At 62.2% G+C, this 16913-nt stretch carries 11 protein-coding genes; 8 read left to right on the top strand and 3 right to left on the bottom strand.

The annotated features are described in order from the left end of the window. Window positions 1-38 precede the first annotated feature (38 nt). Window positions 39-1586 (top strand): response regulator, encoded by a 1548-nt coding sequence (locus tag LOX95_RS02045; protein ID WP_242912625.1) that lies wholly within the window; start codon window positions 39-41, stop codon window positions 1584-1586. 34 nt (window positions 1587-1620) lie between these two features. Beyond that, the gene (locus tag LOX95_RS02040; RefSeq protein WP_242912624.1) at window positions 1621-3363 is read left to right on the top strand and encodes an AmpG family muropeptide MFS transporter; all 1743 of its coding nucleotides are present in this window, start codon (window positions 1621-1623) and stop codon (window positions 3361-3363) included. Window positions 3364-3423: 60 nt separating this feature from the next. On the opposite strand, the gene LOX95_RS02035 is transcribed toward LOX95_RS02040, so the two are convergent. Together LOX95_RS02035 and dapF are read right to left on the bottom strand one after the other, a co-directional pair. Then, window positions 3424-5700, bottom strand: a complete 2277-nt coding sequence (locus LOX95_RS02035) for an NADP-dependent malic enzyme (protein WP_242912623.1) — start codon at window positions 5698-5700, stop codon at window positions 3424-3426. A gap of 87 nt (window positions 5701-5787) precedes the next feature. Further along, complete coding sequence (gene dapF, locus LOX95_RS02030; protein WP_242913095.1) at window positions 5788-6651, bottom strand: diaminopimelate epimerase; 864 nt, start codon at window positions 6649-6651, stop codon at window positions 5788-5790. 41 nt (window positions 6652-6692) lie between these two features. On the opposite strand from dapF, the gene LOX95_RS02025 reads away from it, so the two are divergent. The 6 genes from LOX95_RS02025 to LOX95_RS02000 all read left to right on the top strand — a co-directional run bounded on the left by LOX95_RS02025 (window position 6693) and on the right by LOX95_RS02000 (window position 16346). Continuing rightward, window positions 6693-7505, top strand: a complete 813-nt coding sequence (locus LOX95_RS02025; RefSeq protein ID WP_242912622.1) for a potassium channel family protein — start codon at window positions 6693-6695, stop codon at window positions 7503-7505. 104 nt (window positions 7506-7609) lie between these two features. Continuing rightward, entirely contained in the window at window positions 7610-9805 is a 2196-nt protein-coding gene (locus LOX95_RS02020; protein WP_242912621.1) for a prolyl oligopeptidase family serine peptidase, read from the top strand. Window positions 9806-9813: 8 nt separating this feature from the next. Beyond that, the gene (locus LOX95_RS02015) at window positions 9814-12033 is read left to right on the top strand and encodes a prolyl oligopeptidase family serine peptidase (RefSeq protein ID WP_242912620.1); all 2220 of its coding nucleotides are present in this window, start codon (window positions 9814-9816) and stop codon (window positions 12031-12033) included. Between the two features lie 131 nt (window positions 12034-12164). Then, window positions 12165-12899 (top strand): DUF1223 domain-containing protein, encoded by a 735-nt coding sequence (locus tag LOX95_RS02010; protein WP_242912619.1) that lies wholly within the window; start codon window positions 12165-12167, stop codon window positions 12897-12899. A gap of 73 nt (window positions 12900-12972) precedes the next feature. Beyond that, window positions 12973-14931: a potassium transporter Kup gene (locus LOX95_RS02005; protein ID WP_242912618.1), complete on the top strand. Its 1959-nt coding sequence runs from the start codon at window positions 12973-12975 to the stop codon at window positions 14929-14931. Beyond that, complete coding sequence (locus LOX95_RS02000; RefSeq protein ID WP_427846561.1) at window positions 14928-16346, top strand: RsmB/NOP family class I SAM-dependent RNA methyltransferase; 1419 nt, start codon at window positions 14928-14930, stop codon at window positions 16344-16346. Before LOX95_RS02005 ends, LOX95_RS02000 begins: the two co-directional genes overlap by 4 nt. Before the next feature lie 51 nt (window positions 16347-16397). On the opposite strand, the gene LOX95_RS01995 is transcribed toward LOX95_RS02000, so the two are convergent. After that, window positions 16398-16808, bottom strand: coding sequence for a metallopeptidase family protein (locus LOX95_RS01995; RefSeq protein ID WP_242912617.1), 411 nt, complete (start codon window positions 16806-16808; stop codon window positions 16398-16400). Window positions 16809-16913 lie beyond the last annotated feature (105 nt).

Below are 16913 nucleotides of genomic sequence, written 5' to 3'. Positions count from 1 at the left end.
TCGTCAGATTTTTACATTCGTAAAACAGACTGTTCTTCATGTCAGAACGATCCAACGAGACGCCAGCACCGGCTCCTAGCAAGAAAAGCTCGCTCAGCAAGCTGTCGCAGGCGGCACCCGAGCAGCAATTCCTGCGCCTGATGAGCCACGAGATGCGGACGCCTCTGAACGGCGTGATCGGTATGCTCAGCCTTTTGTCACGCACGCGGATGGACGGGGCACAACGCGCCTACGCCGAAGCGGCACAAAAATCGGCTGAACATCTGCTGGGGCTCGTGAATGATCTTCTGGACTATGCCCGCCTTGAAGCCGGCGCGCTGGAGTTCGATCCGGCTCCAGTCGATCTGGAAAGCCTGACCCGGAGCGTCGCCGAACTGCTCAGCCCGCGTGCCCATGACCGCGGCCTTGAAATTATGTGGTCGGTCGCCAGTGACGCGCCCGACATCATGGCCGATGAAGGCCGTCTTCGTCAGGTTCTGTTCAATCTCGCAGGGAATGCGGTTAAATTTACGGACTGCGGCGGGGTGCACATCGCCGTCGAGCGGTGCGGCGGGACGGAACAGAAACCGCGCATAGCCTTCACCATCGACGATACCGGCCCCGGCGTGCCCGTCGAGGCGCGGGCCCGTATCTTCGAAGAGTTCGGTCACGTAGATCATTCAGACGCGGCTCGGCATGATGGTGCCGGTCTGGGGTTGGCCGTCGTCAGCAAATTAGCTCAGGCGATGAAGGGTAAGGTGACGGTAACCGACCGTCCCGATGGCGCCGGTGCCCGTTTCCGCTTCGAAGCCCAGTTCGGCATCGCCGGGGCCGCGCCCCGCTCGCGACCGCTGACAGGCCAGTCGGTGCAGATCATGAGCGCCGACCCGATGCTTCGCCGGTGCATAACCATGCAGGTCGAAGCCAGCGGCGGCTTAGTCGCGGACAAGGCCGAAGTGGTGCTGGTCGATCATGCGCTGGCCGGGGACGGCGCACGCGTCCCGCTTCCGTCGGAGCGCGCTATCATCATGCTGAAGCCGTCAGAACGGGATATGATCGCCAGTTATAAGCGTGGCGGTTTCCATGGCTACCTCATCAAACCGCTGCGCCGGGAGTCTCTGGCCGAGCGCATTCTGGTGGCCGCACCCCGCGCGGTCGTGGCGCCCCTGTCGATCCGTCACCTTGAGGACGACCGTCTGGCCGTGGGCAGTTTCAAAGGCGTCCGCGTTCTACTGGTCGAAGATAATCCCGTCGGCCAGTTGCTGGCCAAGACCCTGCTTCGCCGCGAAGGCTGTATGGTCCAAACCGCCGCCGACGGCCACGAGGCCCTTGAAGCCGCTCGTACCAACCTGTTCGACATCATCTTCATGGACATGCGCATGCCGCGCATGGATGGCGTTACCGCGTCCCGTCAGCTGCGCGCCCTTGGGCATTCCACTCCAATCGTTGCCCTGACCGCCAATGCCTATGCCGAGGATCGCGCGGCCTGCCTTGAAGCGGGCATGAACGACCATCTGACCAAGCCGCTGGAAATAGATGCCCTGCGGATGTCGCTCGCCCGCTGGACGAATGGTAACAACCGCGCCAAGTTGACCGCAAACAATTAGAGCCGGACCGTCCGGCCAGTGGCCGGAGTGAAGCATGGCGCAGCCTGATCAGACGCAAGCCGACAAGGCCACCGACAACGGTACCAAGCCTAAGGGGCGGTTGGCTGGGCTGGCGGTCTATCTAGAGCGTCGCCCCTTGGCGATGTTGCTTCTCGGCTTCTCGGCAGGTCTACCGTTCCTGTTGATCTACGACACCCTGTCGGCGTGGCTGCGCGACAGCGGCGTTTCGCTTGAGATGATCGGCTTCTTCGCATTGGCTACGCTGGTCTATGCGCTCAAGTTCGTCTGGGCACCGTTGCTAGACCGGACGAATATTCCGTTTCTATCCAAATGGTTGGGCCATAGACGCTCATGGATGCTGGCGACCCAGTGCGTTGTCATACTCGGGCTATGGCTGATTTCCGGCACTAATCCGCAGGAAAATCTGGGGCTGGTCGCGGCCTTTGCTGTGATGGTCGGATTCTTCGGGGCCACTCAAGACATCGCCATCGATGCGTGGCGCATCGAGGCCGTGGACGACAGCCGACAAGGCGTCATGGCTGCTGCCTATCAGCTAGGTTATCGCGTCGCCCAAATCATTGCAGGCTTTGTGCCGTTGGCCTTGGCCGAGTTCTATAGCTGGAACCTGTCCTATGCGGTCATGGCCGCCCTGATGGTGTTCGGCCTTTTGGGCGTATTGCTTGCCCCGCGTGAGCAGGCCCACGTCATCCGCCCCATTCCCGTGTCGGACATTCCGGAGCGCCCCGTTGCCGAAAAGATCGAGTGGGTGGTGCGTATCGCCATGATCTTCCTGTCGGCCATCCTTATCGGCACGGGTCTGACCGATAAGATTGCTGCCTTCCAGTGGGCTATCGGCTGGGCCGTGCCGCAAGGCCTCATGACCGCTCTCAATGCCGGACTGGAACTGAGTGGCGGCATAGGCGTACTGGTCCAGTTCGTCTGGATCATCATGGGCTTCGGTATGCTGTTTGCCAGTTGCTCGCCCATTCCCGGCTATCGCACCCGTCCGGGGGCCTATCTGGCGTCGTCGTTCGGCGCTCCGGTGAAGGACTTTTTCATCCGCTTCGGCAAACTGGCAGGGCCCATTCTTGCACTTATCTGCCTGTATCGCCTTTCCGATTTCGTATTGAACATCATGAACCCCTTCTATCTGGATCTGGGGTTCAGCCTGCTCGAGATCGGCGAGGTTCGTAAGATCTTCGGCGTAGTCGCCATCTCCATCGGCGTGTTCCTGGGCGGTGTGATGGTGGTGCGTTTCGGCCTGATACGCACCATGGTGATCGGTGCCTTCATGAGCCCTGTATCCAACCTGATCTTCGCGTGGCTGGCGACGCAGGGCCACGATTTGCCGGCCCTGTTCATCGCTATCTGTGCCGATAACGTGGCTACCGGTATCGCCGGCACGGCCCTTATTGCCTATATGTCGAGCCTGACTTCGGTTGGCTTCACGGCCACCCAGTACGCTCTGTTTAGTTCGCTCTACGCCCTGCCCGGCAAGCTGGTAGCATCGCAGTCGGGCAAGATCGTCGAGGCCTCGGCGCGATCCGCCGATGCAGGTGGGTTTACTGCGCCGCTGAAAGGCCTGTTCGGTAACCTGCCTGCGGGTTCGCTGGTCGACGGCGCCGCCAAGAGCGGTGTGTCCGTCGCCGGTTTGGGAGCGGGCTATATGACCTTCTTCTTCTACTCCACGTTGATCGGCCTGTTTGCCATTGGCTTGGCCTTTTATGTCGCGCCCCGACATCTGGCGCTGAAGAAGGCGCAAGGCCAAGAGGCCTAACGAAAAAGGGCGGTGCCACTGGCACCGCCCTTTCTTTTGTCTTCATCAGACCTGAAGCGATCAGCCCTTCTCGTCGGCACCATAGGCCGCGAAGGTCGCCGCGTTGATGATCTCGCTGACCGACGCGCCCAGCGGCACGATCTGCACCGACTTCTCCAGACCCACCAGCAGCGGACCGATCACGGTTGCGCCGCCCAGCGACTGAACCAGACGGGTCGAGATAGCTGCCGAATGGATCGCCGGCATCACCAGCACGTTCGCATCGCCCGTCAGGCGCATGAACGGGTAGTTGGCGCGGGCATCGGGATTGAGCGCCAGTTCCGGCGGCATTTCGCCTTCGTATTCGAAGTCGACATCCATACCATCGAGAATGCGGATGGCCTCGCGGACCTTCTCGCCACGATCACCCGGCGGATCACCGAAGGTCGAGTACGACAGGAAGGCGACACGCGGGGTGCGGCCCAGCTTGCGGACGGTGGCCGCTGCCTTCACGGCGATCTCGGCCAGTTCTTCAGCGCTCGGCAGTTCGTGGATCGAAGTATCGGCCACGAACAGGGTGCGTCCCTTGGCCAGAACGATCGACAGGCCGATCATGCGGTCGGTCACGTCCAGAACGCGACGGACTTCTTTCAGGGCCATGTTGAAGTTACGGGTTACGCCCGTGACCATGCAGTCCGCTTCGCCGCGCGCCACCATGGCGGCACCGAAGTAGTTGCGGTCCTGGTTGATCATGCGCTGGACGTCACGGCGTAGATAGCCGCGGCGCTGGAGGCGGTTGTACAGCCAGTCGACGTATTCGGCGTTACGCTCGGACACGCGGGCATTCATGATGCTGATGCCCATTTCGTCGAAGTTGAAACCGGCTTCCGCCGCATTCTGACGGATCAGTTCCTCGCGACCGACCAGGATCGGATCACCAAGTTCAGCTTGCTTGAAGGCCCATGCGGCACGAATGACCGAAGGCTCTTCACCCTCGGCGAAGACGACGCGCTGCTTCGGCCCCATGCGGACGGCCGACGAGATCTTCTGCATCAGGGCAGCCGACGGATCGACGCGCGAACGCAGCGAGGTGCGGTAAGCATCCATGTCGGCAATCGGTGTACGGGCCACACCCGTATCCATCGCAACCTGCGCGATGAACGGCGGGATGTACCAGACCAGACGCGGATCGAACGGCGACGGGATGATGTATTCCGAACCGAATTTCAGCTTGCGACCACGATATGCGGCGGCGACCTCGTCCGGCACGTCTTCGCGAGCCAGCGCGGCCAGCGCTTCGGCGCAGGCGACCTTCATCTCGTGGTTGATGCGGCGGGCGCGCACGTCCAGCGCACCACGGAACAGGTACGGGAAGGCCAGCACGTTGTTGACCTGGTTCGGATAGTCCGAACGGCCGGTGGCGATGATGGCGTCGTCGCGGACCTCTTTGACCTCTTCCGGCGTGATTTCCGGATCAGGGTTGGCCATGGCGAAAATGATCGGACGCGGCCCCATCGTGGCGACCATTTCCTTGCTGATCGCGCCCTTGGCCGACAGGCCGATGACAACGTCAGCGCCGACCATAGCCTCGGCCAGGGTGCGGTGAGGCGTTTCGGTCGCGTGTGCGGCCTTCCACTGGTCCATACCCGACGGGCGGCCCTTGTAGACGACGCCGTCGCGGTCGCAGATGACGGTATTCTCGGCCTTGACGCCAGCGGCCTTCATCAGGGCGATGGTCGACAGGCCCGCAGCGCCCGCGCCGGACAGGACGACCTTGAGGTCTTCCAGTTTTTTGCCGGCGATATGAGCGGCGTTGATCAGGCCGGCGGTGGCGATAATGGCCGTGCCGTGCTGGTCATCGTGGAAGACCGGAATATCGAGCAGGTCTTGCAGCTGGGCTTCGATCTCGAAGCATTCCGGAGACTTGATGTCCTCCAGGTTGATGCCGCCCCAGGTGTCGCCGATGTTTTTGACAACCGTGACGAACTCGTCCGGATCGGTCGTCTTCACTTCAACGTCGAAGCTGTCGACGTCGGCGAAGCGTTTGAACAGGACCGACTTGCCTTCCATCACCGGCTTGGACGCCATGTGACCGAGGTTGCCCAGACCCAGAATGGCCGTGCCGTTCGAGATCACCGCAACAAGGTTGCCCTTGGAGGTGTAATCGTAGGCCTTGTCAGGATCCTCGGCGATCGCGCGGACCGGAACAGCCACGCCTGGCGAATAAGCCAGCGACAGGTCGCGCTGGGTCGCCATTGGCTTGGTCGGTGCCATCGAAATCTTGCCGGGCGTAGGCACCCGGTGGAAATCCAGGGCGTCTTCGTCGGTGAAGGTCTGTTTGTCAGTCAAATCAGGCATCTACTTCTCAAACCAAAGGCGGGCTGCCGCTCGTCGTTCCTAGAGCGCCGTTTGCAATGAAACAACACGCGCGCCGGTCAAACTCCATTACAGCACGGAATTCAGGCTTCCAGTCCTCTCAATTTCAACAGGACCGGTCATAAAGACGTGGTTCGAACCTTCGTCCCATTCGACCAAGAGTTCACCACCGTCGAGGATCATCTTCGCCGAGCGGTCAATCAGCCCCCTGCGGCTGGCCGCAACCATGGCCGCGCAAGCGCCCGTCCCGCAGGCCAGCGTCAGTCCTGCGCCCCTCTCCCAGACGCGCAGGCGGATGGTCCCGCGGTCCAGTACATTGGCGAAACCCACGTTGACGCCCTCGGGAAACAGAGGGTGGTGTTCGATCAGCGAGCCGGTGCCGCGAACGAAGCCATCATCCTGCCTGTCCGTGAAGAACACCACGTGGGGGTTACCCATGGAGACGGCCCCCGGCGTATGCACCACAGGATTGTCGATCGGGCCGACCTGAAGCTCTATGCCGCGTGTGTCCATTTCTTCGGAGAGCGGGATCTGGTCCCAGCGTAAACGCGGCTTCCCCATGTCCACCCGTACAGCCAGATCTCCGGCACGGCTGGCACGCGCCATGCCGCCAAGGGTGTCGATTGTCACGGCATCGCGAGCCTTGCCATCCAGCAATAGCCAACCCACGCAACGCAGGGCATTACCGCACGTTTCGACCATGGAGCCGTCGGCATTCCAAACCCGCATGAAGGCGTCGGCGTCATGAGCACGTTCAATGGAGATCAGTTGATCGAACCCGCCCACGCCGGCTTCCGGAGAGGCCAAGCGGCGCACTTCGTATTCGGATGGTTGGAACGGGCGCTGGGTGGCGTCCACGACGATGAAGGCGTTACCCGCCCCATTCATCCTCACATAGGGCCAATCGGCCGATGTCTGGCTTTGACCAAGCATCATCTCTGGGAATTCCCCGTAACTCATGTATCGCTGGCGTCATGACCACCAGCGGTAACCCCGAAACCCACACTCCCAAGGCCGACGGCCTGCGGTTGAGGGCGCGTTTGCGCTATCTGTACCATGGCACCCAGCCCAATGCGGTGAAATTCCGCCTGATGGTGATCGTGGTCGATCTGGCCATCATCGGGTTTTTCATCGCCGCTCCTATCCTGAAGGAGGCGGGTTGGGCCTTCTATGTCGCCGATGCCTTTATCGCCCTGATCCTCGGGCTGGATCTTGCCGCGCGGGCCTATGCCTATTCGGATATCAAGGACTGGCTGAAAAAGCCCATAGTCTGGGTCGACTTGATGGTGCTGGCGACGCTGCTGTTTCCGGCATGGCTGGCGAACTTCGGCTTCCTGCGCTTGTTGCGGTTCTGGAGCCTTTTGAACAGCGACCTGTTCTGGCGCACGATCGGGCGCAAATTCGATGACACCCGGGTGGAGGAAGTCACTCGCGCCGGTGCCGCGCTGGTCACCTTCATCTTTGTCACCACCGGCTTCGTCTATGCCTATTTCCGGGGCAAGGCCGAGGGCATTCATGGCTATCTGGATGCGCTGTACTTTACCGTCGCCACCCTTTCGACCACCGGCTTCGGCGATATCACCCTGCCCGGCAACTGGGGCAGGGTTATTTCCATCGTCATTATGCTGGTGGGGATCACCCTGTTTATCCGTCTGGCTCAAACCCTGATCCGGCCAGGCAAGGTGCGCTTCCCCTGCCCCCAGTGCGGCCTCCAGAAACACGATCAAGATGCGGTGCACTGTAAGGCGTGCGGCCTTCTGCTGAATATTCCGGATGAAGGGCACTAGGCTGGCGGATTTTCTGCGGAATTGAGCGTGCGCCGTTCTGTTGCCTTGTCGTTGGATGGAACCACCGTCAATGTGACGCCCAGTTCATAGTCTGGGGAGGACCCATGTTCCGCATCCTTAGCCGCGCCGCGGCCTATCGTACGGCGGCTGCCACTGCTGCTCTTCTGCTCGGAGCCGGCTTGCCTGCCGCCGCGAGCGCCCAAGCCGCCAGCACCAATATTTCCGCTGCCCCAACGTCCGGATTTGCCATGACCGACGCCACCGACCCCTATCTCTGGCTGGAAGACATCGACAGCCCGCGCGTCAACGAATGGGTCGCAGAGCACAATGCCAAGTCGCTGGGCACGCTACAGTCGGATCCCCGCTATGAAGGCCTCTATAACCAAGCCCTGAACATCCTCCAGTCGCGCGACCGCATCCCGTCGGCAGGCCTGACGCGCGGCGGAAAGATCGACAACTTCTGGCAGGACGCCGAGCATGTCCGCGGCATCTGGCGCCGCACCACCATTGAATCCTACAACTCGGAAAATCCGGTCTGGGAGACCATTCTGGACATCGACGCCCTGTCGGCTGCCGAAGGCGCAAACTGGGTTTATAAAGGCTCGACCTGCCTCCCGCCCGAGGGCCGTTACTGCCTGATCTCGCTATCGGACGGCGGCAAGGACGCCACCGTGGAACGCGAGTTCGACACCGTCGAGCGCAAATTCGTTGAGGGTGGTTTCAGCTTTCCCGAGTCCAAGAGCGGCATCAGCTGGATCGACCGCGACACCCTGCTGGTCTCGGACGCCTTCACCGACGCCAACCAGACGACCTCGGGCTATTCGCGCGTTGTGCGCGTTCTGAAACGCGGTCAAACCGTCGAACAGGCCCCTATCGTCTATGAAGGCCAGCGCGACGACATGTCGATCTCGGCCTATGTCCTGCGTGATGCTGACGGTAACGCCAAGGCGACCTTCATCAACCGCGCCACGGACTTCTACAGCCGCGAAACCTTCGAGCTGAAGGCCGACGGCTCGGTTGTACCGGTTCCGCTGCCGGCGAAGGGCGGCATCACCGCATTGGTCGCAGGCAAGCTGGTCGTTTCCACCGACGAGGACTGGACCGCGCCGTCGGGCCAAAGCTTCAAGACCGGCGACGTGTTTGCTTATGACTTCGAAGCCTGGAAGGCCGATAAGTCGGTTCAGGCTCAACTGATCATCAGCCCGAACGAGCGCGAAGCTGTCGAAAGCATACGCGCCACCCGCAACAAGCTGGTTGTCGCCCTTTATGAAAACGTGCGCGGCTCGGTCTATGTCTATGATCCGGCCGACTGGTCGCGCACCCGCCTAGACCTGCCGCAAAACGTGACCGTGGGTATCGGCTCGACCTCGGACGAGGACGACCGCTTCTTCACCTCGGTCAGCGGCTATCTGACGCCGTCGACCCTGTATTTCGCCGACGCCGCGACCGGCCAAGCCGCCGTTTCCAAGTCGCTGCCCGCCAAGTTCGATGCCACCGGCATGATCGTCGAACAGCATCAGGCCACCAGCAAGGACGGCACCCTGATCCCGTACTTCGTGGTGCGCAAAGAAGATGCTCCGCTGGACGGTTCCAACCCGACCCTGCTGTACGGCTATGGTGGTTTCCAGTCGTCGCTGCTGCCGTCCTATAGCGGCACCATCGGCAAGCTTTGGCTGGAGCGCGGCGGCATCTATGTCATCGCCAACACCCGTGGTGGCGGCGAGTTCGGCCCGCGCTGGCACCAGGCCGCTCTGCAACAGAACCGCCAACGCGCCCACGAAGACTTCCAGGCCGTGGCCCAAGACCTGATCACCCGTCAGATCACCAGCCAGCCACACCTTGGCATCATGGGCGGCTCGCAAGGCGGCCTGTTCATAGGTGCCATGCTGACCCAGCGTCCGGACCTGATCAATGCAGCCATCATACAAGTGCCGCTGTTCGACATGCTGCGCTTCCACAAGCTGCTGGCGGGTGCCTCGTGGCGTGGCGAATACGGCGATCCGGACATCGCCGAACAACGCGCCTGGATTGCCGAGTACTCGCCCTATCAGCGCCTGAGCGCCGATGCGCCGTATCCGGAAGTCTTCATCCACACCTCGACCAAGGATGACCGCGTCCACCCGGGTCACGCCCGTAAGGCTGCCGCACGCCTTGAAGAACTGGGCCACGAGGTTCTGTTCTACGAGAACACCGACGGTGGCCACGCGGCCGGTGCCAACCTGCGCGAAACGGCTCGCCGCCAAGCGCTGGAATACACCTATCTGACCCGTCGCCTGATGGACAACGCGCAGGACAAGTGATGCCAACGATGATGAAATCTCTTCTTCTGACCGCCGCCCTACCCGCTCTGCTGCTGGGTGCCTGTGCTGCGCATACCCAAGGCGCAGCCGGTCTTGACGGCCAACCGGGTATCAGCACCTCGTCGAACCTCCCACCGCACTTCCCGCGCGACCTGTCGCCCGCAGGCGTGGCAGCGGCGGACGACCATCTGGCGCTGGAACAGGTGCAGGGTGCCGAGGCCATGGCCTTCGTCGCCAAGTCGAACGAAAAGGCGCTTGCGGCCCTGACGACCGACCCGCGCTACGAAACCTTCCGCCAGCAGGCCGAGGTCATCCTGACCGCGAACGACCGGATCGCTTCGCCCCGCTTCCTTGGCGACCAACTGGCCAACTTCTGGCAGGACGGCACCAACCCCAAGGGTGTGTGGCGCCGGACCTCGGTCGAAAGCTACGCCACGCCCAACCCGCAGTGGGAAACCCTGCTGGACCTCGACGCTCTGGCCAAGGCCGAGGGTCGTGACTGGGTGTTCAAGGGTGTCAGCTGCCTGCCGCCCGCCGAGAACCTTTGCCTGATCTCGCTTTCGGACGGCGGTAAGGACGCTGTCGTCGTGCGCGAGTTCGATGTCGCGACAAAATCATTCGTCGATGGCGGGTTCGTTATCCCCGAAGGCAAGCACCGCATCAGCTGGCTTCACAACAACGCCCTGCTGGTCGCCACCGACTTTGGCGAAAGCTCGCTCACCGAGAGCGGCTATCCCTTCATGGTCAAAGTCCTGAACCGCGGCGAGACGCTGGAGAAGGCGACCGAAGTCTATCGCGGCGAACAGTCGGACGGCGGCTATGGCGTCTCGCCGATGGTCATGCGTAAGGTTGATGGCTCGGTCGAGGCCGTGCTCTTCAGCCGCCCGCTCGACACCTTCCGCTCGCAAATCTGGGCCTACGACGAAAGCGGCAAGCCGTGGCAACTGCAACTGCCCGAGCGTGTCAGCATTCAGGGCATGCTGGACGGCAATCTGATCTTCTCGCTGGATCAGGACTGGACATTTGACGGTCACGGCTACAAGGGCGGCGACCTGCTGTCGGTGCCGCTTAACCTGCTGAACGTGCAGCGTCCGCGCATTGCCTATCCCAAGCAAGCCGCGCTCGTCTTCTCGCCGAACGCGCGCCAGTCGCTTCAGGACGTTTCGGTGATGAAAGACGGCATCATGGCTGTCATCGCCGACAATGTGGTGGGCAAGCTGACCCGCTTCACCCTCGGCACTGACGGCTGGGAACAGAATGCCATCGCCGTGCCGGAGAACGTGGCCGTGAACCTCGGCTCGGCTTCGCGCTCGACGGGCCGTGTCTTTGTCTCGACCCAAGGCTTCCTGACCCCGCCGACCCTAAGCCTCGCCAACTTCAACACCGGCGCTGTGGCTCCGATGAAGGCGGCTGCGGCCAAGTTCGATGCCTCGACCCACGTGGTCGAACAGTTCGAGGCCACCTCGACCGACGGGACCAAGATCCCCTACTTTATCGTGCGTCCGCGCGAGATGAAGATGGACGGCAAGGCTCCGACCATCATGTTCGGTTACGGCGGCTTCCAGGCCAGCTTCCCGCCCGCCTACAAGCCGGAGATGGGCAAGCTTTGGCTGGAAAACGGCGGCGTCTTCGTGCAGGCCAACATCCGTGGTGGTGGCGAGTTCGGCCCCGCCTGGCACCAAGCCGCCCTGCGCGAGAACCGCCAGCGTGCGTTTGACGACTTCGCCTCGGTGGGGCGCGACCTGATCGCACGCGGTATTACCTCGTCCGACCACCTCGGCATCTATGGTCGCTCGAACGGTGGCGTTCTGACTTCGGTGTCGATCACCCAGAATCCCGACCTGTTCAACGCGGCGGTCATCGAAAGCCCGCTGATCGACATGATGCGCTATCAGGAACTGCCTGCCGGTGCCTCGTGGATTGGTGAGTATGGCGATCCGCGCATTCCGGGCGACGCCGCGTTCATCTCGAAATACTCGGCCTATCAACTGCTGCGTCCGGACGTTGAATATCCGCGTGTCTACATCACTACCAACACGCTGGATGACCGTGTCCACCCCGGTCATGCCCGCAAATTCGCGGCGCGTCTGGGCGATCAGGGCCACGACCACCTCTATTACGAGGACACAGTCGGCGGTCACTCGAACGACGCCGACCCCGTGGCCAACGCCCGTCGCTGGGCACGCCACTACGTCTATCTCAGCCAACAACTGATGGACGCTAAATAAGAACCGAACCTTCTGCTTGAAGGATCAAAGGGGCGGCAGGCGCAGGTCTGCCGCCCCTCACGCATTTATGACCCCCGCTGAACCATAGTGTCGCTAGAGTGCCGCCACCTTGAATGGCTTTGGGGGTTTGCGTGCGCAGATCGATTGCATTGCCCATCCTATGCGGAGCACTGCTGGCGGCCGGACCTGTCGCGGCGGCTGAAACGCCTGTGGTCGTCGAACTGTTCACCGCACAGGGCTGTTCAGGCTGTCCCGCCGCCAACCAGTCTGTGGTCCGAATGGCAGCCCAGGACCCCCAGGTGGTGGTTCTCACCTATGGCGTCGACTACTGGGACTATCTCGGCTGGTCAGACACCTTTGCCCGCCCCGAGTTTTCGCAACGCCAGCGCGCCTATCGTCAGGCACTGGGACTTCGCAGTCTGGCCACACCGCAAGTGGTCATCGCCGGCCATAAATCGGTGACCCAGACCCGCCCCGCCGAACTGATGGCGGCAATCGCCGATCAATCGAAACGGAACGACTGGCCGCCGGAAATCGAATTTCGAGAAACGCGCGATCGTGTCGGCGTTGGCTCCGGTCCTACCCCCGAGGGCGGTGCCGAGGTGGTGGCGGTACGCTATCTTCCGGGGGTGCAAACCGTGGTCGTCCGGTCGGGCGACAACCGCGGGCAAAGCGTCAACCACATCAATGTTGTTCGTGAAATCTATAGCTTAGGCGACTGGAGCGGCCGCCCTGCGCTGTACACCCTCCCCGAGGAAGCCACCCAGGCCGCCCGTCGCGGCGAAGCTGTGTTGGTCATGCTGCAATCCAAAGTGGATCGGCGTATAATCTCGGCTGCGGCCCTGCCGGAACTTCGTCACGATTGAACCGCTGATGGAAAGGGTCTAAAGGCCCGCCGCTCTTGATGGGCGCGTCTCCCGCGCGACCCGGAGGATTTGCATGGTCGGGGATCACCCGCGCGACGATCAAAATGCGGTCGGCGCTTCTCATCAACCGTCTCAACCTCACCAAGGCGGGGAAGTCCCTGCCCCCCAGTCCAAGGCCGCCCAGCGCGCCTTGCTGATTGGCGCGATTGGTGTGGTGTTTGGCGATATCGGCACCAGTCCGATCTACGCCCTGCGCGAAGCCGTGGGCCATGCTCAAGCCCTAGGTGACCCGCGTCTGGCCATCATGGGCGTGGTGTCGCTGGCCTTTTGGGCGTTGATGATCGTGGTGACGTTCAAATACGTCGCCTTCCTGATGCGTGCGGACAACCGCGGCGAAGGCGGTGCGCTGTCGCTAATGGCGCTGGCACAGAACGCTCTTGGCCGTCGCAGTGCCTATCTGTTTGTTCTGGGCGTCTGTGGTGCCGCCCTGTTCTATGCCGATGGCGTCATCACCCCCGCCATCTCGGTCTTGTCGGCCATTGAGGGTATTCGCGGTGCGCCCGGCGTGGGCAGCGCCATCAATCCCTTCATCGTGCCGATCGCCGGCATCATTCTCATCGGCGTGTTTGCGGTGCAGTCGCACGGGACCGCCGGATTGGCGAAGTTCTTTGGCCCCATCACGTTGGCCTGGTTCCTCAGCCTTGGCGCACTGGGTCTGTTCCACCTGTTCGACGACCTGTCGGTCCTACAAGCGCTTTCGCCCCACTACGCCCTGACCCTGCTGGCCAAGAACCCGGTACTGGGCTTTGTCATTCTGGGCAGCGTCTTCCTCGCCGTGACCGGTGCCGAGGCGCTCTATGCCGACATGGGCCATTTCGGAAAGTCGCCCATTCGCAAGGGCTGGCTCTATGTGGTTCTGCCCTGCCTGACCTTGAACTATCTGGGTCAGGGGGCCTTCCTGCTGTCGCACCCCACGGCGCTGGACAACCCGTTCTGGAACATGGTGCCGCAGCTGATCTACTGGCCGCTGTTGCTGCTGGCGACAGCCGCCACCGTGATTGCGTCGCAGGCCGTTATCACCGGTGCCTTCTCGGTCACCCAACAGGCAGTGCAGCTGGGACTTCTACCGCGACTGGATATTCGCAACACCTCCGAGACCCAGGCCGGTCAGATTTACGTGCCGGCCATCAACGGCCTGCTGATGGTGGGTGTCCTGTTCCTGCTGGTGACCTTCCAGAACACCCACAATCTGACGGCGGCCTATGGCGTTGCCGTTACCGGCGTGATGTTCGTCAATACGCTGATGGCCTTCACCGTGGCACGTCACAAGTGGAACTGGCCGCTGTGGGGTGTGCTGGCCGTGCTGATCCCCATGGGCTTTGTCGACCTGATCTTCCTCAGCTCCAACCTGCTCAAGCTGCCTGACGGCGCATGGATGCCGCTGCTGATTGGCTCGCTGATCGTGCTGCTGATGTGGACGTGGGTGCGCGGCACGCAAATCCTTGGCGAGAAGACCCGCCGTGACAGCCTGCCGCTGACCGATCTTATCGATATGCTCAGCGCCCGTCCGCCCCATCGGGCTCAGGGCACGGCTATCTTCCTGACGTCAGACCCGACGGTCGCGCCCGTGGCGATGATGCATAACCTCAAGCATAACAAAGTCTTGCATGAGAAAAACATCATCATGACGGTCCACACCTCGCATCGCCCACGCGTTCGGGCGGACGAGCGGATAGCCATCGAAGTCATTTCCGACGATTTCAAGCGCATCACTCTCACGTTCGGCTATATGGAGACGCCTAACGTGCCCAAGGCACTGGCCCAGTGCCGTCGCCAAGGTCTGAAGTTTGACATCATGTCGACCAGCTTCTTCCTCGGCCGTCGCTCCGTTATTCCCACCGCCCGTCAGGGCATGCCCATGTGGCAGGACAAGCTTTTCATCTTCCTGATGCGTAACGCCGCCAACCCGACCGACTTCTTCCGTATTCCCCCAGGCCGCGTGGTCGAGCTTGGAACGCAGGTATCCGTATGAGCCGCCCGCCCGAAAAGACCGTCATCAACAAAGATGGCCATGCCCGTCCGGCCAAGCGGGGCAAGCCCGCTAACCGCCCGAACAACCGCCCCCATTCGGGCGGTGCCAAGGGGCCCCGTCCGAAGGGCGAGGACCGGTTCCCGGAAGTGGGTGTTCAGGCGCGTATGGTGGCAGGTGTACTGCTGAACGCGGCGCTGGAAAAACGCACGGGTCTGGACGAGGAACTGGCCAGGAGCCCGGCCAAGGACCTGTCGCCCGCCGACCGCGCGTTTGCGCGCGCCACGGCAATGGGTGCCCTGCGCCGTCTGGGCGAAATCGACCAGATCTTGGGCCGTCGTTTGAAGACTATGCCCGGCCTGCCGACCCTGACCATCCTGCGCATTGCACTGGCGCAGATGCTGGTACTGGAGACGCCTGCGTTCGCGGCAGTATCGACCGCCGTCAAACTGGCCGAGCGCGATAACAAGACCCGACCGTACAAGAACCTTATCAATGCCGTCCTGCGCGGTATCGACCGCGACGGCTATGGCGTGACCTCGCCGGTCGCCAACTTGCCCGACTGGCTCGCAGCACGCTGGCAGGCCAATTTCGGTGACGAGGCTCTGAAAGGGCTGGCCGAGGCTACCCGTTTCGAGCCACCGACCGATATCTCGATCAAGCCGGATATCGATCCCGCCACCGTCGGCGAGCCGCTGGAGGCCACCCGCCTGCCGGGCGGCACCCTGCGTACCGAACGTCGCGGCGATGTGGCCCAGTGGCCGGGCTTTGACAATGGTGACTGGTGGGTACAGGACGCCGCCGCTGCCATTCCGGCCCGCATCCTGAATGCCAAGGCTGGCGAGACGATTCTGGACCTTTGCGCGGCCCCCGGTGGCAAGACCCTTCAGATCGCCTCTGCGGGTGCCTCGGTGGTGGCGCTGGACCGCTCGGAAAGCCGTCTGAAGCGCCTGCGCCAGAACTTCGCCCGCACCAAGCTGGAAGCCGAAGTCATCGCCATTCCGGCCGAGGACTGGGAAGACAGTCGCCAGTTCGACGCTGTGTTGCTGGATGCCCCCTGCACGGCGACCGGTACCTTCCGCCGTAACCCAGAGGCGCTGCGCGCCGTGCGCCCGACCGATATCGCCAAGCTGGCCGATGTCCAGCACCGTCTGCTGGACGTCGCCGCCAACAAGGTGAAGCCTGGCGGCCGAATGGTCTATTGCGTCTGCTCGCTGGAGCGCGAGGAGGGCGAAACCCAGATTCTGGCCTTCCTTCGCCGCAACAGCGCCTTCAAAACGGCTCCGATCAATCCTGAGGACGTCGGTGCGCCCCAGGAGGCTCTGACCAAAGAGGGCTGGCTGCGCATTCTGCCAGGTCAGTGGGCGGACAAGGGCAGTCTCGACGGCTTCTTCATCGCGCATCTCCAGCGCTACTAAACAAACAAGGGCAGGGGCCGCGAGGTACCTGCCCTTTTTTAATGCCTGCGATCAGTCTGCAGCGTCTTCGATGGCATCGATCTGGTCATCGTCCAGACCCATATGATGGCCCAGTTCGTGGATCAGGACATGGGACACCAGTTCAAACAGGCCCACGTCGCCCCGCTCGCACCACTCGTCCAGAATAGGCCGTCGATAGAGAAATACCCGCGACGGTTCCGGCGCAGGCCCAAGCCCGTCCCGTTCCCCCACATGTGCCCCGACATAGAGGCCTGTCAGTTCGAAACCGTCTTCGATTTCCAGATCGCGAAGGATCTCGTCATCGGGGAAATCATCAATCCGAATAATGACATCCGCCGCAGCCTGCCGGAACAGGTCGGGCAGGGCGTCAAAGGCTTGCCTGGCCATACGGTCGAAGTCGTCGAGCGAAGGGGCGGTCTGGTCGTGCCATGGCTGTTCCATACTCGCGATATCGCCCTTCAAATCCGATGGCGCAATACGGCATCAAGCGTCGCCGAAAAGCCCCCAATCAGGTTATGGTAAAGGCGAATCAACCTTTTGCGCGCT

Source organism: Brevundimonas pishanensis (assembly GCF_022750635.1).
Lineage (GTDB): Bacteria > Pseudomonadota > Alphaproteobacteria > Caulobacterales > Caulobacteraceae > Brevundimonas > Brevundimonas pishanensis.
The sequence above is the reverse complement of the archived record's forward strand: the minus strand, read 5'-3'. Positions and strand labels throughout refer to the sequence as shown.